We start from the raw sequence: 26035 nt of genomic DNA, 5'->3' as shown, positions 1-26035 counted from the left end.
GTTCCCCGCACCCCTGACGGGGGCGCGTGCCCTGAACGAGGTCGCGAGCGGACGCCCCCGCTGTTCGATTACCAGGCTGGTTACGGCCGTCCTCCACAGATTTGCCGGCTTTCTTGCGTCCACACCCTGGGGACTGTGAAGTTGTCCCGAACGCCGTCCACAGGCTGGGGGCTCAAACCGCATCAGGGCAGCTCAGGTGGCTGTGGAATCGTGGACAACGGATCTCCACAGACTGTGGACGAAGAAAAGATCCACAGGCTGTGCACGAAGTTGTCCACCGGTCGCCCACAGGGTGAGGGTCGGTTGTCCCCAACGATCCCCGGCTTCTCCACACCGCTGTCCACTGTTCGGCAACGTGACGCGCCCGCTCACCGGGTCGAGTGAAAGGCGTCACACAAAGGTGCCGGGTTGGCCTGTGGGAAAGGTGGGTAAAGCTGGGGACGGCCTTGGGGAGAAGTCCCCCCGGGCTGTGCATGGCGTGTGCAGAACTTTCTGTTCTCCACAGCGGCACCCAGTTGTCCACCGGGTCCACCCACAGGGGCAGTGGACAAAATCTCGGCCCTGAGCTGGGCAAACGAGGTTATCCACGGTATCCACAGCCCCTACTACTACTGACAACTAGAGAGAGCTGGGAATCCGTTTCGAAGAGGGCCCTGTGCACAACTCGCTCTCCGGCCTCCGACCGCGCCTCGTCACGACTTGACCCCGAGAGGCACCAGCTGTCAGTGCGGTGCGTCAGACTGGTCCCCGGTGTTCTTCCCCTCCCGGGGCCGACGACACCGGGACAGACGACGAAGACGCAGCAGGGCGAGAAGCCCCGGCGACAGCAGGAGGCGGGCTTACGGTGAAGATCCGGGTGGAACGCGACGTACTCGCGGAGGCAGTGGCGTGGGCGGCACGCAGCCTCCCGGCCCGTCCGCCGGCGCCGGTCCTCGCCGGCCTGCTGCTGAAGGCCGAGGACGGCCAGCTGAGCCTGTCCAGCTTCGACTACGAGGTCTCCGCACGGGTCAGCGTCGAGACCGAGGTCGAGGAGGAGGGCACGGTCCTCGTCTCCGGCCGCCTGCTCGCCGACATCTGCCGCGCGCTCCCCAACCGGCCGGTGGAGATTTCCACAGACGGTGTACGGGCCACGGTGGTCTGTGGATCGTCCCGGTTCACGCTGCACACCCTGCCGGTGGAGGAGTACCCGTCCCTGCCGCAGATGCCGAACGCGACGGGCACGGTCCCCGGCGAGGTCTTCGCCTCCGCGGTCTCCCAGGTGGCCATCGCCGCCGGACGTGACGACACGCTGCCGGTGCTCACCGGTGTGCGCATCGAGATCGAGGGCGACACGGTCACCCTGGCCTCCACCGACCGCTACCGCTTCGCGGTCCGCGAGTTCCTGTGGAAGCCGGAGAACCCGGAGGCCTCCGCGGTCGCCCTGGTGCCCGCCAAGACCCTCCTGGACACCGCCAAGGCCCTCACGAGCGGCGACAGCGTCATCCTGGCGCTCTCCGGCTCGGGCGCGGGCGAGGGGCTCATCGGTTTCGAGGGCGCCGGCCGCCGCACGACCACGCGGCTGCTCGAGGGCGACCTGCCGAAGTACCGCACGCTGTTCCCGACCGAGTTCAACTCCGTCGCCGTGATCGAGACCGCCCCCTTCGTGGAGGCCGTCAAGCGCGTCGCCCTGGTCGCCGAGCGGAACACCCCGGTGCGGCTCAGCTTCGAGCAGGGTGTGCTGATCCTGGAGGCCGGTTCCAGCGACGACGCACAGGCTGTGGAAAGGGTCGACGCCCAGCTGGACGGCGACGACATCTCGATCGCCTTCAACCCGACGTTCCTGCTGGACGGCCTGAGCGCGATCGACTCCCCGGTGGCCCAGCTGTCGTTCACGACGTCCACGAAGCCGGCGCTGCTCAGCGGCAAGCCCGCGGTGGACGCCGAGGCGGACGAGGCGTACAAGTACCTGATCATGCCGGTGCGGCTCAGCGGCTGATCATCGGCCGAGTTGTCCACAGCTGTGCACGGTGCCGGGTGTCCCTTGTGGGTATCCGGCATCGACGTCCGGTGGGTTTCCCCAGGTGAGCGGCTATGCCCACAACTGTGCGCAAAGGGCCGGGATTAGGCTCGGACGCGGGCACGAACGTGCCTCCCCTGCCACACCGCAACCTAAGGAACCAACTGATGGAGCTCGGTCTCGTCGGCCTCGGCAAGATGGGCGGCAACATGCGCGAGCGGATCCGCCGCGCGGGCCACACCGTCGTCGGATACGACCGCAACCCGGACCTCGCCGATGTCCACAGCCTGGAAGAGCTTGTGGGCAAGCTCAGCGGGCCGCGCGTGGTGTGGGTGATGGTCCCGGCCGGGGCACCGACGCAGTCCACGATCGACGAGCTGGCCGAGCTCCTGGAGCCCGGTGACGTGGTCGTCGACGGCGGCAACTCCCGCTGGACGGACGACGAGAGGCACGCCGAGGAGCTGGCGGCCAAGGGCATCGGGTTCGTCGACTGCGGCGTCTCCGGCGGTGTCTGGGGCCTGGAGAACGGCTACGCCCTGATGTACGGCGGCGACGCCGAGCACGTCGAGAAGGTCCGGCCGGTCTTCGACGCGCTCAAGCCCGAGGGCGACTTCGGTTCGGTGCACGCCGGCAAGGTCGGTGCGGGCCACTTCGCGAAGATGGTCCACAACGGCATCGAGTACGCGATGATGCAGGCCTACGCCGAGGGCTGGGAGCTCCTGGAGAAGGTCGACTCCGTCACGGACGTGCGCGAGGTCTTCCGCTCCTGGCAGGAGGGGACGGTCATCCGTTCCTGGCTGCTCGACCTCGCGGTGAACGCCCTCGACGAGGACGAGCACCTGGACAGGCTGAAGGGTTTTGCACAGGACTCCGGCGAGGGCCGGTGGACTGTGGAAGCCGCGATAGACAACGCGGTGCCGCTGCCCGCGATCACCGCCTCGCTGTTCGCGCGGTTCGCCTCCCGGCAGGACGACTCGCCGCAGATGAAGATGATCGCCGCGCTGCGCAACCAGTTCGGCGGCCACGCCGTAGAGGCGAAGTAGCACCGAAGCAGAACCGGAAGAACCAGCAGTACCGAGAAGCAGTACCAGGCAGAGACGAAGCAGCAGGTCACGGGGAGGTCGGCGAGAACCCATGCACGTCACGCATCTGTCGCTGGCCGACTTCCGCTCCTACGCCCGGGTCGAGGTCCCGCTCGACCCGGGCGTCACCGCCTTCGTCGGCCCCAACGGCCAGGGCAAGACCAACCTCGTCGAGGCCGTCGGCTACCTCGCCACCCTCGGCAGCCACCGGGTCGCCTCCGACGCGCCGCTGGTCCGCATGGGCGCCGACCGGGCGATCATCCGGGCGCAGATCCGGCAGGGCGACCGGCAGCAGCTGGTCGAGCTGGAGCTGAACCCCGGCAAGTCCAACCGCGCCCGCATCAACAGGTCCTCGCAGGTCAGGCCGCGTGACGTGCTGGGGATCGTACGGACCGTGCTGTTCGCGCCCGAGGACCTCGCGCTGGTGAAGGGTGATCCCGGGGAGCGGCGCCGCTTCCTGGACGAGCTGGTCACGGCGCGCTCTCCGCGGATGGCGGGCGTGCGGTCCGACTACGAGCGGGTGCTCAAGCAGCGGAACACGCTGTTGAAATCGGCCGCCCTCGCCCGGCGGCACGGCGGCCGTTCCATGGACCTGTCCACGCTCGACGTGTGGGACCAGCACCTCGCGCGGGCCGGCGCCGAGCTGCTCGCCCAGCGGCTCGACCTGGTCGCCGCCATCCAGCCCCTGGCGGACAAGGCTTACGAGCAGCTGGCGCCGGGCGGTGGTCCCGTCGCGCTGGAGTACCGGCCGTCGGCGCCCGGCGAGGCGCACACGCGCGAGGATCTGTACGGCCAGCTGACGGCGGCGCTGGCGGACGTCCGCAAGCAGGAGATCGAGCGGGGCGTGACCCTGGTCGGCCCGCACCGCGACGACCTGGTCCTCAAGCTGGGGCAGCTGCCCGCCAAGGGCTACGCCTCGCACGGCGAGTCCTGGTCGTACGCGCTGGCGCTGCGCCTCGCCTCGTACGACCTGCTGCGTGCCGAGGGGAACGAGCCGGTGCTGGTGCTCGACGACGTGTTCGCCGAACTGGACGCCCGGCGCCGGGAGCGGCTGGCGGAGCTGGTCGCGCCCGGCGAGCAGGTGCTGGTCACCGCCGCCGTGGACGACGACGTACCGCACATCCTCGCCGGTACGCGGTACGCGGTGGCCGACGGGACGGTGGAGCGGGCATGAGCACCGAAGGACCCGCGCCCCGGGAGGAGCCCTCCGGTGTCGACCTCGCGCGCGTGGCGCTCAGGGCGGCCAAGGAGGCGGCACGCGCGCGTGGCGACGCAGCGCAGCAGAAGAAGCAGGCGCGACGCGGTGGCCTGCGCTCCGGCGCGCGCGCCGACGGCCGCGACCCGATGGCGCTGGGTTCCGCGATCAACCGGCTGATCACCGAGCGCGGCTGGGAGACTCCGGCCGCGGTGGGCGGGGTGATGGGCCGCTGGCCGGAGATCGTCGGCGAGGATCTGGCCAAGCACTGTGTGCCGCAGCGCTACGACGAGGACGAGCGGGTGCTGGTCGTCCAGTGCGACTCCACGGCCTGGGCGACCCAGCTGCGCCACCTCGCGCCCGCGCTGGTCGCCCGTCTGAACGAGGACCTGGGGCACGGCACCGTACGGCTGATCAAGGTGCTCAATCCGGGCGGTCCGGCCCGGCGCTACGGCCCGCTGCGGGCCCCTGGGAGCACGGGTCCCGGGGATACCTACGGGTGACTTACGTCACGATCCCGGCCGGGTGCGGTGCCGTTCCACGGCCGCCCCGGCTGATCGTCGTACGACCGCACGCGGTTGCGAATCGCGACCTGACGCCGGAGTAGCCAAGGGTTGACAGCCGGAAGCGCTGAGTGCCTCCGTGAGCCTCTTGGAGCCCCCATCCGTATATCGGGAGTCGGCACAGGCCGGTTCAGGGCGGCACATGCGGACTCAGGTACCGGCAAACCCCCATCACTGTCGGCGCTACCGGTAGACTGGAAGACAATCCCGCCCCGAACGTGGGGACCGTCCGGGAAAAGCTGAGCAACGCTGATCAAGGCTTACCAACGCAACATGCCGCAGCCGCTCCGGCAACCCGCCGACGAGCCTGGCTCGTGCTGTGCCAGAAAGGGCGCTTCGTGGCCGATTCCGGCAACCCCAACGAGAACATCCCGTCCACCGACGCCGGCGCGCACGGTGACGCCGCTGGTTCTGGCGCCGTCGCCGGTTCGTACGACGCCAGTGCCATCACCGTGCTCGAAGGGCTGGACGCGGTCCGCAAGCGGCCCGGTATGTACATCGGCTCGACCGGCGAGCGCGGCCTGCACCACCTGGTGTACGAGGTTGTGGACAACTCCGTCGACGAGGCCCTCGCCGGCTACGCGGACACCATCGACGTGACGGTCCTGGCCGACGGCGGCGTGCGCGTCGTGGACAACGGCCGTGGCATCCCGGTCGGCATCGTGGCGTCCGAGGGCAAGCCGGCCGTCGAGGTCGTGCTGACCGTGCTGCACGCGGGTGGCAAGTTCGGCGGTGGCGGTTACGCCGTCTCCGGCGGTCTGCACGGTGTGGGTGTGTCCGTCGTGAACGCGCTGTCGAGCCGGGTGTCCGTCGAGATCAAGACCGACGGTTACCGCTGGACGCAGGACTACAAGCTGGGCGTCCCCACGGCGCCGCTGGCCAGGCACGAGGAGACCGACGAGACCGGCACCTCGGTCACGTTCTGGGCCGACCCGGACATCTTCGAGACGACCGAGTACTCCTTCGAGACGCTGTCGCGGCGCTTCCAGGAGATGGCGTTCCTCAACAAGGGCCTGACGATCCGGCTCACCGACGAGCGTGAGTCGGCGAAGGCCGTGGCCGGCGCGGACGAGGCGGGTGCGGACGAGAAGGCCGAGGTCAAGACCGTCACGTACCACTACGAGGGCGGCATCGTCGACTTCGTGAAGTACCTCAACTCCCGCAAGGGAGACGTGGTCCACCCCACGATCATCGACCTGGAGGCCGAGGACAGGGACAAGAGCCTGTCCCTCGAGGTCGCCATGCAGTGGAACAGCGGCTACAGCGAGGGCGTGTACTCGTTCGCCAACATCATCCACACCCACGAGGGCGGCACCCACGAGGAGGGCTTCCGCGCGGCGCTCACCTCGCTGATCAACAAGTACGCGCGCGACAAGAAGCTGCTCCGGGAGAAGGACGACAACCTCACCGGTGACGACATCCGCGAGGGCCTGACGGCGATCATCTCGGTCAAGCTCAGCGAGCCGCAGTTCGAGGGTCAGACGAAGACCAAGCTGGGCAACACGGAGGCCAAGACCTTCGTGCAGAAGGCGGTCTACGAGCACCTGAACGACTGGCTGGACCGCAACCCGGTGGAGGCCGCGGACATCATCCGCAAGGGCATCCAGGCGGCCACCGCGCGCGTGGCGGCCCGCAAGGCCCGCGACCTCACCCGCCGCAAGGGCCTGCTGGAGAGCGCCTCGCTGCCGGGCAAGCTCTCGGACTGCCAGTCCAACGACCCCACCAAGTGCGAGATCTTCATCGTCGAGGGTGACTCCGCCGGCGGTTCGGCCAAGTCCGGCCGCAACCCGCAGTACCAGGCGATCCTCCCGATCCGCGGCAAGATCCTCAACGTCGAGAAGGCTCGGATCGACAAGATCCTGCAGAACCAGGAGATCCAGGCGCTGATCTCGGCCTTCGGCACGGGCGTGCACGAGGACTTCGACATCGAGAAGCTCCGCTATCACAAGATCATCCTGATGGCGGACGCCGACGTCGACGGCCAGCACATCAACACCCTGCTGCTGACCTTCCTGTTCCGCTTCATGCGGGACCTGGTGGAGCAGGGGCACGTGTACCTGTCCCGTCCCCCGCTCTACAAGATCAAGTGGGGCCGGGACGAGGTCGAGTACGCCTACTCCGACCGCGAGCGCGACGCCCTCCTGGAGCTGGGGCGGCAGCGTGGCAAGCGGGTCAAGGAGGACTCGATCCAGCGCTTCAAGGGCCTCGGCGAGATGAACGCCGAGGAACTGCGCGTGACCACCATGGACGTCGACCACCGCGTCCTCGGCCAGGTCACCCTCGACGACGCGGCCCAGGCCGACGACCTGTTCTCGGTCCTGATGGGCGAAGACGTAGAGGCCCGCCGCCAGTTCATCCAGCGCAACGCCAAGGACGTCCGCTTCCTCGACATCTGAGTCGGTCTCAGCTGACCGCACCAGGAAGGATCCTCACCAGCTATGGCCGACGAGAACACCCCCGTCACCCCTGAAGAGGGCGGCGACGTCGTGATGCGCATCGAGCCCGTCGGGCTCGAGACGGAGATGCAGCGCTCGTACCTCGACTACGCGATGTCCGTCATCGTGTCCCGTGCGCTGCCCGACGTCCGGGACGGTCTCAAGCCCGTCCACCGGCGCGTGCTGTACGCGATGTACGACGGCGGCTACCGCCCGGAGCGCGGCTTCTACAAGTGCGCCCGTGTCGTCGGCGACGTCATGGGCAACTACCACCCGCACGGCGACTCCTCGATCTACGACGCGCTCGTCCGCCTCGCCCAGCCCTGGTCGATGCGCATGCCGCTCGTCGACTCCAACGGCAACTTCGGCTCCCCGGGCAACGACCCGGCGGCCGCCATGCGGTACACCGAGTGCAAGATGGCGCCGCTGTCGATGGAGATGGTCCGCGACATCGACGAGGAGACCGTCGACTTCACGGACAACTACGACGGCCGCTCCCAGGAGCCGACCGTCCTGCCGGCCCGCTTCCCGAACCTGCTGATCAACGGCTCCGCCGGTATCGCGGTCGGCATGGCGACCAACATCCCGCCGCACAACCTGCGCGAGGTCGCCGCCGGTGCCCAGTGGTGCCTGGAGAACCCGGAGGCCTCGCACGAGGAGCTCCTGGACGCGCTGATCGAGCGCATCAAGGGCCCCGACTTCCCGACCGGCGCTCTGGTCGTCGGCCGCAAGGGCATCGAGGAGGCCTACCGCACGGGCCGCGGCTCGATCACCATGCGCGCGGTCGTCGAGGTCGAGGAGATCCAGAACCGCCAGTGCCTGGTGGTGACGGAGCTGCCGTACCAGGTGAACCCCGACAACCTCGCGCAGAAGATCGCCGACCTGGTGAAGGACGGCAAGGTCGGCGGCATCGCGGACGTCCGGGACGAGACCTCCTCGCGCACCGGTCAGCGCCTGGTCATCGTGCTGAAGCGGGACGCGGTCGCCAAGGTCGTCCTGAACAACCTGTACAAGCACACCGACCTGCAGACCAACTTCGGCGCCAACATGCTGGCCCTGGTGGACGGCGTGCCGCGCACTCTCTCGCTGGACGCGTTCATCCGGCACTGGGTGACGCACCAGATCGAGGTCATCGTCCGCCGGACCCGCTTCCGGCTGCGCAAGGCCGAGGAGCGGGCGCACATCCTGCGCGGTCTGCTCAAGGCGCTGGACGCGATCGACGAGGTCATCGCGCTGATCCGGGCCAGTGACACGGTCGAGATCGCGCGCACGGGCCTGATGGAGCTCCTGGAGATCGACGAGATCCAGGCCAACGCCATCCTCGAGATGCAGCTGCGGCGGCTGGCCGCCCTGGAGCGCCAGAAGATCATCCAGGAGCACGACGAACTCCAGACGAAGATCACCGAGTACAACGAGATCCTCGCCTCGCCGGTCCGCCAGCGCGGCATCGTCAGCGAGGAGCTGGCCGCGATCGTCGAGAAGTACGGCGACGACCGCAAGACCATGCTGGTGCCCTACGACGGTGACATGTCCATCGAGGACCTGATCGCCGAGGAGGACATCGTGGTCACCGTCTCGCGCGGTGGCTATGTGAAGCGGACCAAGACGGACGACTACCGGGCGCAGAAGCGCGGCGGCAAGGGCGTGCGCGGTACGAAGCTGAAGGAAGACGACATCGTCGACCACTTCTTCGTGTCCACCACGCACCACTGGCTGCTGTTCTTCACGAACAAGGGCCGGGTGTACCGGGCGAAGGCGTACGAGCTGCCGGACGCCGGCCGGGACGCGCGCGGTCAGCACGTGGCGAACCTGCTGGCCTTCCAGCCGGACGAGGCGATCGCCGAGATCCTCGCGATCCGGGACTACGACGCGGCGGACTACCTGGTGCTGGCCACCAAGGCCGGTCTGGTCAAGAAGACGCCTCTGAAGGATTACGATTCGCCCCGCTCCGGCGGTGTCATCGCGATCAACCTGCGGGAGCGCGAGGACGGTTCCGACGACGAACTGATCGGTGCCGAGCTGGTTTCGGCGGACGACGATCTGCTTCTGATCAGCAAGAAGGCGCAGTCGATCAGGTTCACCGCCTCCGACGAGACTCTGCGACCCATGGGCCGGGCCACCTCCGGTGTCAAGGGCATGAGTTTCCGTGAGGGGGATGAACTTCTGTCGATGAATGTTGTTCGACCCGGTACGTTCGTGTTCACTGCCACCGACGGGGGGTACGCGAAGCGGACCCGTGTCGACGAGTACCGCGTCCAGGGCCGCGGCGGCCTCGGTATCAAGGCCGCCAAGATCGTGGAGGACCGCGGTTCGCTGGTCGGCGCGCTGATCGTCGAGGAGAACGACGAGATCCTCGCCATCACCCTGTCCGGCGGTGTGATTCGTACGCGAGTCAGCGGAGTCAGGGAGACGGGCCGTGACACCATGGGCGTCCAACTGATCAACCTGGGCAAGCGCGATGCCGTCGTGGGTATCGCACGTAACGCCGAGGCCGGCAGCGAGGCGGAGGAAGTCGACGGCGAGGACGCCGTGGACGAGTCCGCCGAGGATGTCGCGACCAGCGGCACGGACGAGGGTGAGGCGCCCTCGGCCGAGTAGGCACGAGGAGTGAGTCATCGTGAGCGGAGCCACGGGCGCCGGATCGGCCGGTACCTCTACGGGTACGGATGCGGACGGCGGCGGCCGTGGCTCCGCCGCGTCCGACGGGAGCGGTGCGCCGCAGCAGGCGGACACGCACACGACCCAGCTGAAGGCGATCAAGGCGCCCGCGTCCGACGCACCGGGAGCGCAGGGGGGAACCGTGACCGACACCCGAGGACCGGCCGCGCCGGGCGACCGGCCGGCGCCCGCGCAGCCGTCGCAGCAGGGGGCTTCCCCGCTGCCCGGGGAACGGCATGCCGAGCAGCCCGCGGGGCCTTACCACCCCCCGCAGGCCTACCCGGGGGCCCAGGCCGCCCAGGCGCCCGCGGCGGGCGTACGACGGCCGCGTACGGGCGCCCCGGCCCGCACCGCCCCGCGCACCCGCAAGGCCCGGCTGCGGGTCGCCAAGGCCGATCCCTGGTCGGTGATGAAGGTCAGCTTCCTGCTCTCCATCGCGCTGGGCATCTGCTCGATCGTGGCGGCGGCGGTGCTGTGGATGGTCCTGGACGCGATGGGCGTGTTCTCGACGGTCGGCGGCACGATCTCGGAGGCGACCGGTTCGAACGAGTCGAACGGTTTCGACCTCCAGGCGTTCCTCTCCCTCCCGCACGTCCTGACGTTCACGGCGATCATCGCGGTCATCGACGTCGTCCTCGCGACGGCGCTGGCGACCCTCGGCGCGTTCATCTACAACCTCTCCGCGGGCTTCGTCGGCGGCGTCGAGCTGACCTTGGCCGAGGACGAGTGACGCCGGTCCAAACCTCTCCTGACGATCCCCCGACAACCGATTTTGGGACTGCCCCGGTCGTGCGCTAATCTTCAGGAGTCAGCGCGCGGGACATACACCGCAGAGCGCGGCGGGGCTATAGCTCAGTTGGTTAGAGCGCATCCCTGATAAGGATGAGGCCACAGGTTCAAATCCTGTTAGCCCCACCAGCACGAAGACCCCCGGTCCGGATGGATCGGGGGTCTTTTGCTTTGGTGTTCATCGTGCTCGTCGTGGTCATCGGTGTTCGAGGGGGAGGCGGACCCGGGCATGAAAAGGCCCGGTCGCTGGCGACGGGGGATGCACCAGCGACCGGGTTGTGGTCAGCCTAACAAGGTGGCCTGTGCGGCGGGAGTCAACTTCTCGGCCGTCATGAGCAGTTGTGATCGGGATCACTCAAGTGCGGTCAGGGGTGGGGGCGGATCAGGCGTCGCATGGCGGGTCGTAGGCGAGACGGGGGAGGTACTCGCGCCATTTGGCGGGTGTCAGGACATTGCGGGTGACCGCGCAGATGCGGTTGACCGCCTGGTCCACGTCGAGGCTCCACAGCCGGACCGTGTCGGAGCCGCTGGAGACGCCCAGCATGTTGCTCCGCGGGCTGAAGGAGAGGAAGTTGCCCGTCTTGGCGTTGGGGCTCATGGACTGGCCTATGGGGTGGGCCGAGGACGGGGACGACACGTTCCACAGGCGGACCGTGTTGTCGTTGCCGCCGCTGGCCAGGGTCTTGCCGTCGCGACTGAAGGTCAGGGAGACCACCGCCTCGGTGTGACCGGTGAGGGCGGAGCCGAGCAGAGCCGCGTGGGCCGGGTCGGAGACGTTCCACAGGCGGACCGTGTCGTCGTCGCTGCCGCTGGCCAGGGTGCGGCCGTCGGGGCTGTAGGCGAGGGTGTTGACGGGGCCCAGGTGGCCCTTCAGGGGGTTGCCCAGGGGCCTGGCGCGGGTCCGGTCCGAGACGTTCCAGAGGCGTACGGTGCCGTCCGCGCTGCCGCTGGCCAGGGACCTGCCGTCCGGGCTGAAGACGAGCGCGTTGACGTAGCCGGTGTGGCCCTTGAGGGGCTCCCCGAGCCGGGCGGGGTGGGCGGGGTCGCTGATGTCCAGGAGCTGGACCGTCCGGTCGTCGTAGTCGGCGGCCACCGTCCGGCCGTCGGGGCTCAGCGCCAGCGCCTCGGCCCCCGCGTACCGCGTGTCCAGCCGGACCGGCGCACCGTACTGGGCGGGGTGCGCGGGGTCGGAGATGTTCCACAGCTGCACCCAGCTGAGGTTGTCCTCGCTGGTCAGGATGATCAGCGTGCGGCCGTCCCGGGTGAACACCATCGACCGCAGGTCCCGCGACCCGGTCGTGAACGGCTTGCCGAGCATGGTGGGCCGGCCCGGATCCGTGATGTTCCACAGCCGCATCCTGCTGTCGCCGCCGCCGGTGGCCAGGACCCGGCCGTCCGGGCTGAACGCCCCCGCCGCGCCGGTCATGTCCGAACCCGGGACCGACCACAGCCGCACCTTGCCGTCGCCGCTGCCGGTCGCGAGGGTGTGACCGTCGGGGCTCCAGCCGACGGCGTACATCTCGCCGCTGCTGCCCGCGAGCGGCTCACCCACCTGGGAGGGGAAGGCCGGGTTGCCGACGTTCCACAGGCTGGCCGTGGAGTCCGCGCTGCCCGCGGCGAGCATGGAGCCGTCGGGGCTGAAGGCCACCGACCAGACGGGCCCGGTGTGCCCGGTGAGCGGCGCGCCGAGGGCCTTGGCGTGTGTCCGGTCGGCGACGTCCCACAGCCGTACGGTGTCGTCCTTGCTGCCGCTGGCGAGGGTCCGGCCGTCCGGGCTGAAGGCCACCGAGTGCACGGTCGCCGTGTGTCCGGTGAGCGGAGCGCCGACGCGCTCCGGGCGGCGGGGGTCGGAGACGTCGTACAGGAGGATCGAGTTGTCGTCGCTGCCGGCCGCGAGGGTGCGGCCGTCGGGGCTGAACGCGATGGAGCGCACGGCCTCGGTGTGGCCGGTCAGGGTACCCAGCGAGGCGGGATGGCGCGGGTCGTGCACGTCCCACAACCGGACGGTGTGGTCCTCGTCGGCGGCGGCCAGGGTCTTGCCGTCCGGGCTGAAGGCGACGAGGTAGACGGTGCCGTCGTGCCCGGCCGACGGTGCCCCCAGGGAGGCGGGGTGGCGCGGGTCGGAGACGTTCCAGAGGCGTACGGTGCCGTCGTCGCCGGCGCTGGCCAGGGTCCGGCCGTCCGGGCTGAAGACCGCGCTGGAGACCCAGCTCGTGTGGCCGAGCAGGGGCTTGCCCAGGGGCTTCGGCCGGGTCGGCTCGCTCACGTCCCAGAGCCGGACCGTACGGTCGTAGGCGGCGGTGGCCAGGACCTTGCCGTCGGGGCTGAAGGTGGTGAGGTAGACGGCGCCGGTGTGGCCGAGCAGCGGGGTGGCCAGCGGGGCGTTGACGATGGATATCAGGCGGTTGTTGGCGCCCTCGTCGTCCTGGCGCAGGTCGTGGGCCACCAGGTCGAGTTGGGCGGAGAGCGACGGGTCCGAGTACTGGAAGCGGTCGGCCTCCGCGACCACCCGCTCGAACACCGCGTCGTCCCGCTGTTGCCGGGCGATCACGGCCGAACCGGCCGCCAGTACCGCGAGCACCACCAGCGCGGACACGGCGGCCCGGCTGATCCACACCGTGCGCCGGCGCAGCCGTACCGAGGCGGCCAGGAACTCCACCGCGCTGCGGGTCAGGAAGGTGTCACCCGCCGACTTCGCCCAGGTGTGGGCCTGTTCCAGACGGGAGCCCCGGTAGAGCAGCGCGGAGTCCTGCGACGACTCGTCCCAGGCCCGGCCGTCCTCCTCCAGGCGCTGGCGCAGCAGATTGCCGTTGCGGTCCTCGTCGAGCCAGTCGCGCAGCCGGGGCCAGGCGTGCAGCAGCGCCTCGTGGGTGATCTCCACGGTGTCGGCGTCGAGGGTCACCAACCGGGCCCGGACCAGGGCTTCGAGCGACTCCTCCGTCTTGTCCGGGTCGGTGGATTCCGCGGCCAGTTGGCGTCGGGTGCCGCGCCTGCGGGTCGCCTGGGTGTCCTCGCCGAGCCGCACCAGGCGGAGCAGGAGGACCCGGGCGGCGCTGCGGGCGGCCGGGTCCAGGCTCGACCAGGCGCGTTCCGCGGTCGCCGCGACGGCGCCTTGGATACCGCCGGCCGCCCGGTAGCCGGCCAGTGTCAGCCGGCCCGCCTTGCGGCGCTGCCAGGTGGCCAGCAGGGCGTGGGAGAGGAGAGGGAGGACACCGGCGTCATGGGCCCCGCGTGGGCCGTCCGCGCTCACCTCGCGGACGATCAGTTCGGCGAGACCGGGTTCCAGTTCCAGGCCCACGGCCTTGGCCGGCGCGGTCACGGCCTCGCGCAGTTCGGCCGTGGTCAGCGGGCCGAGCACCATGTGCCGGTGCTGGAGCGCGTCGGCCAGCTCCGGGTAGCCGAGGCACTGCTCGTAGAAGTCCGCGCGGATACCCAGGACGACGAGGGCGGGCGCCGGTTCGCCGGGGGCGGCGGGGGTGCTGGCCGCGTGCAGGAGCTGTACGAAGGCGCGTCGGTCCGCCTCGTCGGCGCAGAGGGTGAAGGTCTCCTCGAACTGATCGACGATCAGGACCGGACGGGCTGGAAGGGTTGGGGCTGGAGGAGCTGGAGGGGTTGGGGTTGGAGGGGTCTGCGCGGGCGGTCGTGTTTCACGTGAAACGTCGATGGGTGATGCGGCCGTGGCTCGTGCGGTCGCCGTCTGCTCGGCTGAGGTTCGTCCGGTCGCCGACTGCTCGGCCGTGACCCGTCCGGTCGCCGTCCCCTCGGCAGCCGTAGGGCCGGCCGCTGTTTCCCGGCGGGCCCAGGCCGTGACGGCCTCGCGCACGGCGTCCGGATCGTGCAGGTCGACCGGTTCGGCCAGCTCGGGTATGCGGCGGGTCAGTTCCTTCACGGGGTCCGCACCCGGGACGAACTGAAGTATGCGGCGCGGGTGGGCGAGGTCCCCGTCGGCGGTCAGGGCGCCACCCTGGACCGCGGTGACCAGACCGGCGTTCAGCAGCGAGGACTTGCCCGCGCCCGAGGCGCCGACCAGCATCACCAGGCCGCCACCGCCTGCCTCCGCGGAACGCAGCTGGGCGACCAGCGCGTCGGTGCTGCGCTCTCGCCCGAAGAACCAGCGGGCGTCCTCACGGCGGTAGGAGGCCAGACCCCGGTACGGGCAGACGCTGTCGACCGGCGGGGGCTGTCCCGTCTCCTCGGCCGCTTCCGGTGCGGGCAGTTCGCCGACCGGGTCGGCCACGGCCCGCTCCCACAGCTTCTGCCACTGGAGCATGTCGTACAGTCCGCCGGAGACCGGTGTCGGCTGGGCACGACGGGCCTGTGGGATCAGGACCTGCAGGACGGCGGAGAGGGCCACGAACTGCGCGGGCACGTTCTTCGCCCGCCGCCAGTCGCTGATCCGCTGGGCGGAGACCCGCACGGGGCGGCCCCGCTCGTCGACGCGATGCAGTCGGTCGACCGCCTCGGCGACGCGCTTGAGCGGAGGATTACCGGCCTCCCTGTACAGCAACGCGAGGCGTTCCGCGAAGGCTGTGCGTGCCCCTGCGTCGGGACCCAAGGCTCTCCACTCCCTACTTCCTCCGTTGCGCGCCATCCGGACCGGAAAACCCACTTTATATGGCTGACCTGCGGCGAAGCCCTGGACCGGAGGTCATGCCCTCCTCATACGGGCCCCTCGGCTGGCAGGATTTCGCCGCAGCAACGCGGTGGTCGGGGGTCGCCCCGACCGGCCGACCAGCTCAGCATCCGCAGAGACAGCTCACGGCACCGCACGTTCTCGGTCACCTTCGGCCGGAGGCCTTCCGCCGGAGCGGCCGTAGGACGCGAGTTGCTCCCGTCCCTGAGTCGGCCTCCGGCCGCAGGGGCGGTCCCGCACCTCCCGCGCCGTTCGGCACCGGTCCCCACGTGGGGAGGGACCGGTGCCGAACGGCACGGGATCACATCCAGCCCGCGGTGCGTGCCGCCGCGACCGCCCCTTCCTCCGCGTCGTCGGCCTTCGCGTTCAGAGCCGGGTCCTGTCCGGCCGCGGTGCCGCCTGCCGCCGTCGCGGCCGCCTGGGACGCGGTGAGGGCCGCGCGCAGGGCCGCGGCCGTCTGCGGGCGGTCGTCCTGGGCGGCGGCCACCTGTGCGGCCAGCGCCGCGGTGGCGGCGGCGTTGCGGGCGCAGCGGGCGTCCGCCGCCGGGTCGGGTGCGGTGCCGGCCAGGGCGCTGAGCGACTGGGCCGACAGCCGGAGGGCGTTCGCGGCTCGGCCGACGGGACTGGTCGGTACGGTCTGGGCGGCGTCGGGAGCGATTTTCGCGTGGCGGCAGGCGGCCACCGCACGCTCGTAGGCGCTGTGGGCGCGGGCCACGTGCATCGTTCTCAGGGTTTCCGCCGAGGGGGTGCCGGAGGGGAACGTCGAGGGGTCGGTCGTCATCTGTGCCTCCTCGGTGGGCGTGCCGTGATGAGGGCGGTGGGTCGCTGCGGGTGAGTGGGGGTTGGGCGCGCAGTTCTCCGTGCCCTTTCCGAGGGCGCCCGCAGCGGAGGCTCCCGTCGGTCAGCCGAACAGTCCCAGTGCCGAGTCCACGGACCAGGTCTGCCAGTTCATCGCGAACAGGCCGGCCAGGGAGATCAGGGCCATCATCAGGTTCTGCCCCTGTTCCGCCCAGTCGTGGATCATGAGGACCAGGTAGATCAGGTTGAGCAGGAACCCGGCCACCAGCGCGATCGGGGTGAGGAAGCCGGCCGTCAGTCCGAGGCCGAGGGCGAGCTCCGCGTAGGCCACGACGTAGGCCATCAGCCGCGGGCGTGGCGCGACGACGGTGTCGAAGCCCCGCCGGACCACAGGCCAGCGGTGCTTCTCGGCGACACCGGCCGCCCACCGGATGCCTCCGCCGCCGAACCACTGCTTCTTGTCCTTGTGCCGCCAGCTCTCCAGCCACCACAGACCGAGCCCGATGCGGAGCACCGCGAACCATTCGGCACCGTTCAGCAAGGCTGATCGCATCCCGCACCCTCCCCGGAACCCCCTGGAACAACTATCTGACGGTTCGTCAGTTCAGCGGAAGGTGGCGTGCGTCGCAAGAGGGAGGGCGGAGCGAACTCCGGGCGAGGTGTGGGAGGCGAGGCGCGGCGGCCCTTGCTGGTGCGGGGAGCGGGGTGCGGCGGGCCTTGCTGGTGCGGGCTCCTGGGCCTAGCCTGAATGCCGACGGCTGATCTGATGGACCGTCAGATAATTTCGGAACTCCGCAGGCAGCAGGGGGTAGGCATGGCAGAGAACGCGACCGGCACCCAGGATCTGCCCAGGGTGATCAGCGTGGACGACCACGTGATCGAGCCCGCCCACCTCTTCGAGCGGTGGCTGCCGGGCAAGTACCGCGACAAGGGGCCCAAGCCCTTCACCGCTGGCATCGGTGAACTCGCCTACGTCGGCGGCAAGTACCGCTTCACCACCGACCCCGCGGGCCAGACCACCGACTGGTGGGAGTACGAGGGCCTGCTCTTCCCGTACAAGCGGATCATCGCGGCCGTCGGCTTCTCGCGGGACGAGATGACGCTCGACGGCATCACCCGGGAGCAGATGCGGCCCGGCTGCTGGGACCCGAAGGAACGCCTCAAGGACATGGACATGAACCATGTCGAGGCCTCCCTCTGCTTCCCCACCTTCCCCCGCTTCTGCGGGCAGACCTTCGCCGAGGCCGACGACAAGGAGGTCGCGCTGGCCTGTGTCCGCGCCTACAACGACTGGATGGTCGAGGAGTGGTGCGGGGACAGCGGCGGCCGGCTGATCCCGCTCTGCCTGATCCCGCTCTGGGACATCGACCTGGCCGTCGCCGAGATCCGGCGGAACGCCGAGCGGGGCGTCCGGGCGGTCACCTTCAGCGAGATCCCCACCTACCTGGGCCTGCCGTCCATCCACACCGGCTACTGGGACCCGTTCTTCGCGGCCTGCGAGGAGACCGGGACGGTCGTCAACATGCACATCGGCAGCAGTTCGCAGATGCCGGCCGCCTCGCCCGACGCGCCGCCCGCCGTCCAGGCCTCGCTCAGCTTCAACAACGCCATGGCGTCGATGATGGACTTCCTCTTCTCCGGGGTCCTGGTGAAGTTCCCCCGGCTGAAGCTCGCGTACAGCGAGGGTCAGATGGGCTGGATCCCGTACGCCCTGGAGCGCGCCGACGACGTCTGGGAGGAGCACCGGGCCTGGGGCGGGGTGAAGGACCTGATCCCCGAACCGCCCTCGACGTACTACTACCGGCAGATCTTCTGCTGCTTCTTCCGGGACCGGCACGGCATCGAGGCGATCGAGACGGTCGGCGTGGACAACGCGACCTTCGAGACGGATTACCCGCACGTCGACTCGACCTGGCCGGAGACCAAGCGGGTGGCCCAGGAGCACGTGGGCGGCCTGGACCCCGAGATCGCCTACAAGCTGCTGCGCGGCAACGCGATCCGGATGCTGGAGCTGCCGTTCACCTAGCAGGGGCGGCCCCGGTTCAGCGGGTCCCCGGCTGGGCAGGGGACCTCCCATGAAGGTCTCCGTCGACGCCGACGTCTGTTATGGGTCGGGTGAGTGTGCCTTCCGGGCACCCGCCGTGTTCGGTTTCCAGGACGGGTACGGTTTCGTCCTGCCCGGACGCGAGGAGTACGGGGAGGAACCCGGGGACGGCGACGAGCTGATCCGGGACATCGCCGAACGCTGCCCGTCGCAGGCGATCCGGATCAACGGCCGAAGGGTCACCGACTAGCGGATGAGCACCGCCCCCATCGAACCGAACCGACTCACCGAACCGAACCGATTCGCCGAACCGGGCCGATTCGCCGAAGCCGGCCCACTCACCGAACTCCTGGCGACCCTCGGCCGCCGCTACGTCCGCGACTTCCCGGGCCCCTGGGGCAAGACCCTCGCGACCCGCGCGCTCAACCCCTACCTGCGCGACCACCCCCGGCGGCGCGTCGTGGAGACGCTCGCCGGCGACCGGTTCGCGGTCGACACCCAGGACCTCATCCAGCGCTACCTGTACCTCTTCGGGGTGTGGGAACCGCACATGACCCGCTGGCTGCGCGGCCGGCTGGCGCCGGGGGACTGCTTCGTCGACGTCGGCGCCAACATCGGCGTCTTCAGCGTCCTCGCCTCCCGGCTGGTCGGGGAGCGGGGCCGGGTCGTGGCCGTCGAGGCCTCCCCCGCCTTCCACCGCCGCCTCGAACAGCAGAGCGCGCTCAACGGCTGCCGGAACATCCGCGCGGTCAACGCCGCCGTCTCCGACGCCCACCGCACCCTGACCTTCGTGCTCGCCAGCTCCCGCAACATGGGCGCCAACAGCATCGTCCCGTGGGACGGCCCGGCCGAGTCCAGCTTCGACATCGAGGCCGTGCCGCTGCCGGACCTCCTCCGGCCGGAGGAGGTCGAGACCGCACGGGTCGTCAAGATCGACGTGGAGGGCGCCGAGGGAGCGGTGGTGCGCGGGCTCGCCCCGCTGCTGGGGAAGCTCCGCCCGGACGCCGAGATCACCGTCGAGGTCACCCCCGAGCGGATGGCCCAGCTGGGCGACTCCGCGGACGACCTGCTGCGCACCATGACCGACGCCGGCTACCACGTCTACCGGCTCGCCAACAGCTACGCGGCCGACAGCTACCCGCGCGCCCTGTACGGCGAACCGGTGGTCCCGGTCCGCTGGGACCGCCCGGTGACCGAGGAGAGCGACCTGGTGTTCTCGCGGGTGGACGCGGCGACCCTGTGAGCGACCCGGCAGCACGGTCGTACCGCCGTACAGCCGTAGGTCACCCGTACCGCCACCCGAGCTCCGCCAGCGCCCGGGCCCGGGCCGCCACGACCGTCATGCGGGTCTCCCGCTCCACCGGGTCGGTGTGGGCGGGGCGGCCGGTGACCTGGCCCTCCCACTTGCGGTAGAGCAGCCCGACCTCCGCCGAGAACCAGCCCCGGCTGACGGCGTCGAGGGCGAGCAGCAGCCCGGTGTCCTCGGAGGCGGGCAGCGCCATCCAGCCGCCGAGGGCCAGCAGCAGCTCGCGGCGGACGAAGAGGGTGGCCGGGTGGACCTGGGCGCGGAAGCCGTTCGCCGTCCAGTGGCCGAGCACGGTCCCGCGCTCGATCGGTCCCTCCTCCGGGTCGCCCGGGAAACCGGTCGTGGAGCCGTCCGGCAGCAGGTCCAGAGCCCGTGAGGTGGCCCAGCCGAGGTCCGGGCGGGCCTCCAGTGCGGCCAGGTCACGGGCCAGCGCACCCGGAGGCAGCTGGTCGTCGGCGTCGAGGACCTTGACGTACGGCCCCTGCGCCCGGGCCAGCGCCATGGTGCGCGCGACCCCGGGACCGCCGGCGCGGCCCTGCCGGAACGACACCCGCGCGTCGTCGGGGACGTAGCCGTGTACCTCTTCGCCGTGTCCGTCCTCCTGGATCAGCCACTCCCACTCCCAGCCGTCCGGCAGCCGCTGCGCGCACAGCGAGGTGTGGGCCTCGGGCAGAAAGCGGGCCGACGGCGCGTGGACCGCGGTGACGACGGTGATGCGCCGGGTCACGGCAGCACTCACCACCTTTCCAGACGTGTGGTGAAGAGCAGTTCGGTGCGATCGCCGGGGAGCGTGACGGCGGTGATGTCGACGATGCGGTCGTGGGTGTCGTACGACGTCTTGCGCAGCAGGATCACCGAGGTGCCGGCCGGCAGGTCCAGCTCCCGGGCCTCCTCCGGCGTCGGCGGCCGGGCGGTGAAGCGTTCCTCGACGCGGTCGACCTCGATGCCGACGGTGTGCAGCTGGTTCTGGGTGCCGCCGGGCCAGGGTTCGTTGGCCTCGTCCAGGAGGTCCGGGTTGGCCGCGACCATCTCGCGGACGAGGTAGGAGGTCACCAGGCTGAAGGGGGCGGTCTCGGCGGCGTGCCTGGTCCGGTAGGTGCGCTCCAGGAGCACGGTGCCCTCCGGCACGCCGAACGCGCCGGCGAGGTCGCCGGGCGCGGCCAGCTCGCGGTAGCGGGCGTAGAAGACCAGGTCGTCGATGACCAGGCCGGTCTCGCGCTCGGTCGCACCCGTCTCGGCCCGGGTGGCCTCCGGCATCAGGGCGCGGTCCTTCTCCCACTGGTGCCGTTCGTTGTCGCGGACCGCGCGGGTGCGTGGCCGGCGTACGAACGTGCCGCGGCCGTGCCGCTTGTCGATCAGTCCCTCCGCGCTGAGCAGCCGCAGCGCGTTCTGGATCGTCGGGACGCTGCGCCGGTAGTACCGGGCCAGCTCCGCTTCGGAGGGCAGCTGGGCGCCGGGCTCGCGCTCGCCCTGCCTGATGGAGCGGCGGAGGTCGTCGGCGATCTCCTCGTACGCCTTGGGCACATGATCAGGCTACGACTCCTCAAGAGATGTTGATGAGTCGAGTCCCGGGCGTGCGGAGACCCGCGGCCGGGTCGATCCCGTCGCGGGTCTGTGTCGCAGTAGGCGCTGGTACGTACGCAAGTCGCCCTGCGCCGTTGCGTCCGAGCCGTCTGTTACTTCTGCTGCTTCTGTTACTTACATTGCTTCTGTTACGCCTGCTATGTCAGTTACGTCTGTTACTTCCGTGACTTCTGTTCCTGTGGGATCAGCAGTCGAGCGGTGCGGCGGGGGGTTCTGCCGTGGTCTCCGACTCGGTGGTGTCCAGGGGGCGGTGCCGGCAGCTGGGGGTCTTGCCGTGGGCCTCGGCCCGGATCCGCTGCTTCATCGTGGGCGGGAGGGACCTTGCCTGGGACCAGAGCCAGTGTGTCTGTGCCGGGATCGTCACCCGGTCCGTGTCGTGGTCTTCGCCGGTGCTGTTGCGCGGGGTCTCGGTCTGCGGTACCGCGGCGGCGGTGGTGGCGGAGACGAATCCGAGCGCCGTGCACAGCGCGAGGAAGGCGGTGACGATGGCGGTCCACAGCTTCATGACCTTGGAGTTCCTGGCCATGGCCCCTCACTTTCGGGTTGGGCGATTTGCGTACTTTCCTCATGATGTGTATGGGGCTCGCGAAGTGGGGGACGTCGGCCTGTGGCGCGTCGATGTTCCGATGAACACCACACGGATGGGTGCATGGCGTGGGAAAAATCCCAAGAAAGGCCCTGAAGGCGGGCGAGACGGAGCAAAGTAACCGTCCGTGGAGGTGTGATCACCCTCCGATCGGAGCGGTCCGACCTTGGGCAACGCCTTGCGGCGGACCGGAGTTGAGGGTCGGATGCCAGGTCACCGATCGATATCGGTCGGTGTGTATAGTCGGGCGCCAGAGGTCCCCTACGTCAAGGAAGAGACGAGGTCGCGCGGTGAAGAAGCTTCTCCTGGTCGCACTGGCCGCCATCGGCGGGCTCCTCGTGTACCGCCAGATCCAGGCGGATCGCGCCGAGCAGGATCTGTGGACGGAGGCGACTGACTCCGTGCCCACGGGTTCGTGAGTACCGACTACAGACGACACTGAGACCCCGGCCGCCGGTGCGGTCGGGGTTTTGCGTTTTCCGGCCAGCCTGCCGTTCGGGCGTTCGGTCGTTCGGCCGACGCGGTGCGGGGGGCCGCGGGGTTGCGGGAGTTGCGGGAGGGCCCTTCGGGCGGGGTGTTTCGGACGGTCGTGCGGATCGCCGGGTGGCGCGGCGGCGCGCGGGGCAGTATGGGGCCCGGCCGGGCCGTGACTTGTGCGGTCGGCGGACTCGGCGGACGACGACTGGGGGGCGCGTGTGATACGGCGGTGGCGTACGGCGGCACGGCGGGGCATCTGCGTGACGGCCGTCCTCGCACTGACGGCGCTGCTCCCGGCCCTTTCCGCCGGAGCCGACGACGGCAGCGGCGGCGGCAGCGCCGGCGGGTACGCCTTCGCCCCGGGCGCCCGCACCGTCACCGGAGCGGCGAGCACCACGGACGCCGTACCGCTGGAGCCCGGCACGACCTACCGCAGCACCCTCCCCGACAAGGGCGAGCTGTACTTCCGCCTCGAGCTCACCGCCGGCACCTCGGCCTACGTCCCCGTCACCGCGGTGCCGCCCTCCTCCGCCACCGTCTCCGCCAGCGACGGCATCGAGGTCTCGATCGAGGACGCCAACGGCTCCGCCTGCGACTACGACAGCGCCCGCTTCGGCGCCGGGCTCAGTCCGCGGCCGGTCACCGCGGTGGGGCGGCGGGACGCGGGCAAGGCGCTGTGCCGGGACGCCGGCACCTACTACGTGGTCGTCGAGCGGGCCGTGTCCGGCTCGACGACCACCACCCCGGGCAGCTGGGACCTGGAGATCGCCCCCGTCACCGAACCGGCCCTGGCCAAGGCCGGCGCCACCACCGCCCCCGGGACCTGGAACTCCGCGTCACCCGAGCCGCTCACCTCGGACCCCCGCGCCCGCACCGGGGGGGCCGGCTTCACCACGGCCCGCGCCCTGGACCAGGGCGTCTGGCGGACCGGCATCACGCCCGGCCAGACCCTCTACTACGCCGTTCCGGTCGACTGGGGCCAGCAGCTCCACGCCACCGTCGACCTCGGCAGCACCGGCGGCGACCCCCACGGCTACGTCAGCGCCGCGCTCAACCTCTCCCTGTACAACCCGGTCCGCGGCTACGTCGACGACGTCTCCCTCGGCTACGACGGCACCCAGAAGTCGTCCTCCCTCGCCCCCCTGCCGCCCGTCGCCTACGCCAACCGGTACGCCGTCTCCGGCACGGAGAACGCCGTCCGGTTCGCCGGTGCCTACTACCTCGTCGTCCACCTCACCGGACAGACCGCGGCCACCTTCGGGAAGGGGCCGTACGGCGTCACCCTCCGGGTCCGTGTCGACGGCACTCCGAACTCCGGTCCCGCGTACGCCGGTTCGCCGGTCCCGAAGGGCATCTTCGGCGTGTCCTGGGACCGAGGGGGTCTCCTGACCCCGGCCGGCGGCGACGACACGGCGCTGCGGGCGCTCGCGGCCGGCGGCATCGGCACGGGCACGGCCCTGCTGCTCGTCCTCGGCCTGTGGACCCTGACCGCCCGGCGCGCTCAGAGCCGGGCCAGCGCCCAGAAACCGACGGCGTAACAGACCAGCGCGAGGAGCAGGATGGGCACGGCCGCCCTGGCCGGCGGACCGGGCCGGGGCGCCCGCCGCCGACGCCGGCCATGGGTACGGACCGACGGCGGTGAGGTCTGCGGATCCCGCGCGGTGTACGTGGCCGTGGGGGTGCGGGTGTCGGCGTGCGGCTGCGCCGTGGGAAGTGGCTGGGCGGGGGACCAGGGCGTGTGGGACCGCCCGGCCGGGGTGGCCGGTGGCCCGGCGTACGGCGGGTACGGCGGTGTCGGCTCGGGCCGCACCGCGGCGGAGGCCGGGACGCCCGGTGTCCGGGGCGGGGGGAGCCGGAAGCTGCCGGTGTCGGACATGGAGGCGGGGGGCGAAGCGGCCTCGCCGCCGAGGGTGCCGTCGGCGCCGCCCGCCGGGGACCTTCCTCCGACAGTCCCGGTCCCGGTCTCGGTCCCGGTCTCGATACGGGGACCGTCCCCGGTTCCGGGCGTCGCGGGAGCCGGCCGCGCAGTCGCCGGGTCCGGGCCCGGCGGCGTCCCCGTCCCCGCCGCACCGGCCGGTTCCCCGGCCTTCTCCCGGCCCGGGGTTGTCCCGGTCGCCCAATGCCCCGTCGCGGTCGCCGCGTCGGGATGCGGCGCGGCCGCTCCCGGCGCCCGTGGCCCCGGCGAAGTCCCGGCAACCTGGGCCGTGTCCACCGCTGAGGCCGGCCGCACCGGCCCCACCGGTCCGAACCCAGGTGGCAGCGGCCCCAGTTGGTCGAAGATCTCGATCGACTCGTCGTCGGCGTCCGTCTCCGGGAGGAGTTCACGGGCCTCGGCGAGGGCCCTGCGGGCTCCGGTGGCCGTGCGGAAGCGGGCACGTGGGTCCGGCTGGAGAAGACTGGCGACGACCTGCCAGAGCGGGTCCGGGATGCCCTTGGGCGCTCCCGGGGTGCCGTGTTCGGCGAAGTACTGGACGAGCGCCTTGGCGTCGGGTTTGGCGCCCTCCAGGAGGTACAGGGCGACCAGGCCGACGGCGAACAGGTCGGCTGTGAAGTCGGGGTCGGCGCCCAGGAGTTGCTCGGGGGCGATGTAACCCGGCGTACCGACCACGAGGTTGGTCTCGGTCAGCCGGGCCTCGCCGAACCGCATGGCGATGCCGAAGTCGGACAGGCGCAGCCGGGGACGGGCGGTGCCGGTCGCCTCCAGCAGGATGTTCGCGGGCTTGACGTCCCGGTGGACCACACCCTCGGCGTGCACCGCGGCGAGGCCGGCGAGGAGCTGGTCGAGGAGGGTGCAGACGAACAGCGGGGGCAGGGGACCGTAGTCCCCGACGAGGTGGACCAGCGAGCCGCCGGCGACCAGGTCCATCGTGAACAGGACCTTGTCGTCGTCGGCGGCCCAGCTGGCGGGAGCCAGGACATGGGGATGGTCGATGCGCAGCGCCTGCTCCCGCACGAAGCGCAGGAGCGCGTGGGCGTCGCTCTGCTGGAGCACCTTGGCCGCCACGTAGCGCTTGCGCCGGTGGTCCCAGGCGCGCCAGACGGCGCCCACTCCGCCACGACCGATCGGGTCGGCCAGTTCGTACCGGCCCGCGAAGACCTCACCCATGACTGCCCGTACCCCTCCCCCTCGGGTTCCCCTGCCACCCCCCTTGCGTGTTACCCCCCTTGCTTCCCCCGGATGAGCGATACGACCCCTCTCGCGTGCCCCCGACGTCAGGGCCTGGCCCCGCCCGGTTCACCGGACCCCCTCCGGTGTGCCGGGCCGAGGCTCAGCTCTGGTGCGACTGGTAGTGCGTGACCGCGTCCGACGTGCGGCCGGCCCCGTACACCCGGAGGAACTCCGCGAGCTCCGGGTGGGACGGAGCGAGGGTGTCGGCCGCGTCGATGATGTCACCGGCGGCGGCGACCGAGCGCAGCAGCGACTGGATCTCGCGCACCACTCGCTTGACCGTCGGCGCCCCCGAACCGCTGGTCGTCTGCGTGGTGTTGCTGAGCACCGAACCCCCCTGGGACTTCTTGATCTCGTCCATGCGCTCGGTCGCCTCGGCCGCGCTCACGCTGCCGTCCGCGACCTGGGCCGAGAGGTCCTGGAGCAGCTGCACCCGCTGGACCACGGCCGGGTTGCCGATCTTCGCCCGCTGCCCGCTCATCAGCTGCGACAGCATGGGCGCGGACAGTCCGAGGACCGCCGCGAGACGTGCCTGGTTGAGCCCCAGGTCGTCGATGAGCTTACGGAAGAGCGCCCCCAGCGGCTCTCCGTACCAGTTCCGCTGCAGCTCCCGCGCTCTGGCGGTGGCTTCCTGCTGTGCGGCGTCCATTGCGTCTCCCCATCGCTTCCCCAAAAAAACCACGGTTCGCTACAGCGAACCCCGCCGAGCATCTTACGGAG

At 70.7% G+C, this 26035-nt stretch carries 20 protein-coding genes and 1 tRNA gene; 13 read left to right on the top strand and 8 right to left on the bottom strand.

The genetic code is table 11. The features are described from left to right. Positions 1-844: 844 nt before the first annotated feature. From dnaN to BLW82_RS21415, 8 genes are all read left to right on the top strand, one after another. Entirely contained in the window at positions 845-1975 is a 1131-nt protein-coding gene (gene dnaN / locus BLW82_RS21450) for a DNA polymerase III subunit beta (protein WP_093500822.1), read from the top strand. A 188-nt stretch (positions 1976-2163) separates the two neighbouring features. Beyond that, positions 2164-3039, top strand: coding sequence for a phosphogluconate dehydrogenase (NAD(+)-dependent, decarboxylating) (gnd, locus tag BLW82_RS21445; RefSeq protein WP_093500821.1), 876 nt, complete (start codon positions 2164-2166; stop codon positions 3037-3039). A 91-nt stretch (positions 3040-3130) separates the two neighbouring features. After that, on the top strand, positions 3131-4252 hold the full coding sequence (recF, locus tag BLW82_RS21440; protein WP_093500819.1) for a DNA replication/repair protein RecF: 1122 nt from the start codon (positions 3131-3133) through the stop codon (positions 4250-4252). Continuing rightward, complete coding sequence (locus tag BLW82_RS21435) at positions 4249-4776, top strand: DciA family protein (protein ID WP_093500817.1); 528 nt, start codon at positions 4249-4251, stop codon at positions 4774-4776. The genes recF and BLW82_RS21435 overlap by 4 nt, the downstream gene beginning before the upstream one ends. A 374-nt stretch (positions 4777-5150) precedes the next feature. Further along, positions 5151-7232: a DNA topoisomerase (ATP-hydrolyzing) subunit B gene (gene gyrB / locus BLW82_RS21430; RefSeq protein ID WP_093500816.1), complete on the top strand. Its 2082-nt coding sequence runs from the start codon at positions 5151-5153 to the stop codon at positions 7230-7232. A 42-nt stretch (positions 7233-7274) separates the two neighbouring features. Continuing rightward, a complete protein-coding gene (gyrA, locus tag BLW82_RS21425; protein ID WP_093500814.1) occupies positions 7275-9869 on the top strand; it encodes a DNA gyrase subunit A in 2595 nt (864 codons plus the stop codon). Between the two features lie 19 nt (positions 9870-9888). Next, the gene (locus BLW82_RS21420) at positions 9889-10659 is read left to right on the top strand and encodes a DUF3566 domain-containing protein (RefSeq protein WP_093500812.1); all 771 of its coding nucleotides are present in this window, start codon (positions 9889-9891) and stop codon (positions 10657-10659) included. Positions 10660-10770: 111 nt separating this feature from the next. Continuing rightward, positions 10771-10847: transfer RNA gene (locus BLW82_RS21415), tRNA-Ile, on the top strand. Positions 10848-11100: 253 nt separating this feature from the next. Here the strand turns inward: BLW82_RS21415 and BLW82_RS21410 are convergent. The 3 genes from BLW82_RS21410 to BLW82_RS21400 form a co-directional block, all read right to left on the bottom strand. Then, complete coding sequence (locus BLW82_RS21410) at positions 11101-15309, bottom strand: nSTAND1 domain-containing NTPase (protein WP_093500811.1); 4209 nt, start codon at positions 15307-15309, stop codon at positions 11101-11103. Between the two features lie 343 nt (positions 15310-15652). Further along, entirely contained in the window at positions 15653-16132 is a 480-nt protein-coding gene (locus tag BLW82_RS21405; protein ID WP_093500809.1) for a hypothetical protein, read from the bottom strand. A 120-nt stretch (positions 16133-16252) separates the two neighbouring features. Further along, positions 16253-16702, bottom strand: coding sequence for a DoxX family protein (locus BLW82_RS21400; RefSeq protein ID WP_093500808.1), 450 nt, complete (start codon positions 16700-16702; stop codon positions 16253-16255). A 261-nt stretch (positions 16703-16963) separates the two neighbouring features. Between BLW82_RS21400 and BLW82_RS21395 the strand changes: the two genes are divergently transcribed. Genes BLW82_RS21395 through BLW82_RS21385 form a run of 3 tightly spaced genes read left to right on the top strand, consistent with a single transcriptional unit; the run spans position 16964 to position 19436 of the window. Continuing rightward, positions 16964-18175 carry an amidohydrolase family protein gene (locus tag BLW82_RS21395; RefSeq protein ID WP_093500806.1) on the top strand — a complete coding sequence of 404 codons (1212 nt, stop codon included), beginning with the start codon at positions 16964-16966 and terminating at the stop codon, positions 18173-18175. Between the two features lie 49 nt (positions 18176-18224). Further along, on the top strand, positions 18225-18443 hold the full coding sequence (locus BLW82_RS21390) for a ferredoxin (RefSeq protein ID WP_093500804.1): 219 nt from the start codon (positions 18225-18227) through the stop codon (positions 18441-18443). Between the two features lie 3 nt (positions 18444-18446). Beyond that, positions 18447-19436 (top strand): FkbM family methyltransferase, encoded by a 990-nt coding sequence (locus tag BLW82_RS21385; RefSeq protein ID WP_093500802.1) that lies wholly within the window; start codon positions 18447-18449, stop codon positions 19434-19436. A 40-nt stretch (positions 19437-19476) separates the two neighbouring features. Here the strand turns inward: BLW82_RS21385 and BLW82_RS21380 are convergent, their stop codons facing one another. From BLW82_RS21380 to BLW82_RS21370, 3 genes are all read right to left on the bottom strand, one after another. Beyond that, on the bottom strand, positions 19477-20226 hold the full coding sequence (locus BLW82_RS21380; protein ID WP_093500800.1) for a glycosyltransferase family 2 protein: 750 nt from the start codon (positions 20224-20226) through the stop codon (positions 19477-19479). Between the two features lie 8 nt (positions 20227-20234). Continuing rightward, complete coding sequence (locus BLW82_RS21375; protein ID WP_093500798.1) at positions 20235-21023, bottom strand: GntR family transcriptional regulator; 789 nt, start codon at positions 21021-21023, stop codon at positions 20235-20237. Between the two features lie 244 nt (positions 21024-21267). Beyond that, positions 21268-21609 carry a DUF6344 domain-containing protein gene (locus BLW82_RS21370; protein ID WP_093500796.1) on the bottom strand — a complete coding sequence of 114 codons (342 nt, stop codon included), beginning with the start codon at positions 21607-21609 and terminating at the stop codon, positions 21268-21270. A gap of 350 nt (positions 21610-21959) precedes the next feature. Between BLW82_RS21370 and BLW82_RS44870 the strand changes: the two genes are divergently transcribed. Together BLW82_RS44870 and BLW82_RS21360 are read left to right on the top strand one after the other, a co-directional pair. Beyond that, on the top strand, positions 21960-22088 hold the full coding sequence (locus tag BLW82_RS44870) for a DLW-39 family protein (protein ID WP_003999697.1): 129 nt from the start codon (positions 21960-21962) through the stop codon (positions 22086-22088). 318 nt (positions 22089-22406) lie between these two features. After that, entirely contained in the window at positions 22407-23684 is a 1278-nt protein-coding gene (locus BLW82_RS21360) for a hypothetical protein (RefSeq protein WP_256215901.1), read from the top strand. Here BLW82_RS21360 and BLW82_RS21355 read toward each other — a convergent pair. Continuing rightward, positions 23648-25252, bottom strand: a complete 1605-nt coding sequence (locus tag BLW82_RS21355) for a serine/threonine-protein kinase (protein ID WP_093500794.1) — start codon at positions 25250-25252, stop codon at positions 23648-23650. The two genes, BLW82_RS21360 and BLW82_RS21355, sit on opposite strands and share 37 nt — an antisense overlap. A 163-nt stretch (positions 25253-25415) precedes the next feature. Further along, positions 25416-25964, bottom strand: coding sequence for a helix-turn-helix domain-containing protein (locus tag BLW82_RS21350; protein WP_093500792.1), 549 nt, complete (start codon positions 25962-25964; stop codon positions 25416-25418). Positions 25965-26035 lie beyond the last annotated feature (71 nt).

The organism is Streptomyces sp. Ag109_O5-10 (assembly GCF_900105755.1).
Classification (GTDB): Bacteria; Actinomycetota; Actinomycetes; order Streptomycetales; family Streptomycetaceae; genus Streptomyces.
This window is presented reverse-complemented; position numbering and strand designations above follow the sequence as displayed.

Coding starts and splice junctions, on each gene's coding strand:
- gnd (WP_093500821.1), top strand. CDS start 2,164: ATGGAGCTCGGTCTCGTCGGCCTCGGCAAGATGGGCGGCAACATGCGC.
- recF (WP_093500819.1), top strand. CDS start 3,131: ATGCACGTCACGCATCTGTCGCTGGCCGACTTCCGCTCCTACGCCCGG.
- BLW82_RS21435 (WP_093500817.1), top strand. CDS start 4,249: ATGAGCACCGAAGGACCCGCGCCCCGGGAGGAGCCCTCCGGTGTCGAC.
- gyrA (WP_093500814.1), top strand. CDS start 7,275: ATGGCCGACGAGAACACCCCCGTCACCCCTGAAGAGGGCGGCGACGTC.
- BLW82_RS21410 (WP_093500811.1), bottom strand. CDS start 15,309: ATGGCGCGCAACGGAGGAAGTAGGGAGTGGAGAGCCTTGGGTCCCGAC.
- BLW82_RS21405 (WP_093500809.1), bottom strand. CDS start 16,132: ATGACGACCGACCCCTCGACGTTCCCCTCCGGCACCCCCTCGGCGGAA.
- BLW82_RS21400 (WP_093500808.1), bottom strand. CDS start 16,702: ATGCGATCAGCCTTGCTGAACGGTGCCGAATGGTTCGCGGTGCTCCGC.
- BLW82_RS21395 (WP_093500806.1), top strand. CDS start 16,964: ATGGCAGAGAACGCGACCGGCACCCAGGATCTGCCCAGGGTGATCAGC.
- BLW82_RS21390 (WP_093500804.1), top strand. CDS start 18,225: ATGAAGGTCTCCGTCGACGCCGACGTCTGTTATGGGTCGGGTGAGTGT.
- BLW82_RS21385 (WP_093500802.1), top strand. CDS start 18,447: ATGAGCACCGCCCCCATCGAACCGAACCGACTCACCGAACCGAACCGA.
- BLW82_RS21370 (WP_093500796.1), bottom strand. CDS start 21,609: ATGGCCAGGAACTCCAAGGTCATGAAGCTGTGGACCGCCATCGTCACC.
- BLW82_RS21355 (WP_093500794.1), bottom strand. CDS start 25,252: ATGGGTGAGGTCTTCGCGGGCCGGTACGAACTGGCCGACCCGATCGGT.
- BLW82_RS21350 (WP_093500792.1), bottom strand. CDS start 25,964: ATGGACGCCGCACAGCAGGAAGCCACCGCCAGAGCGCGGGAGCTGCAG.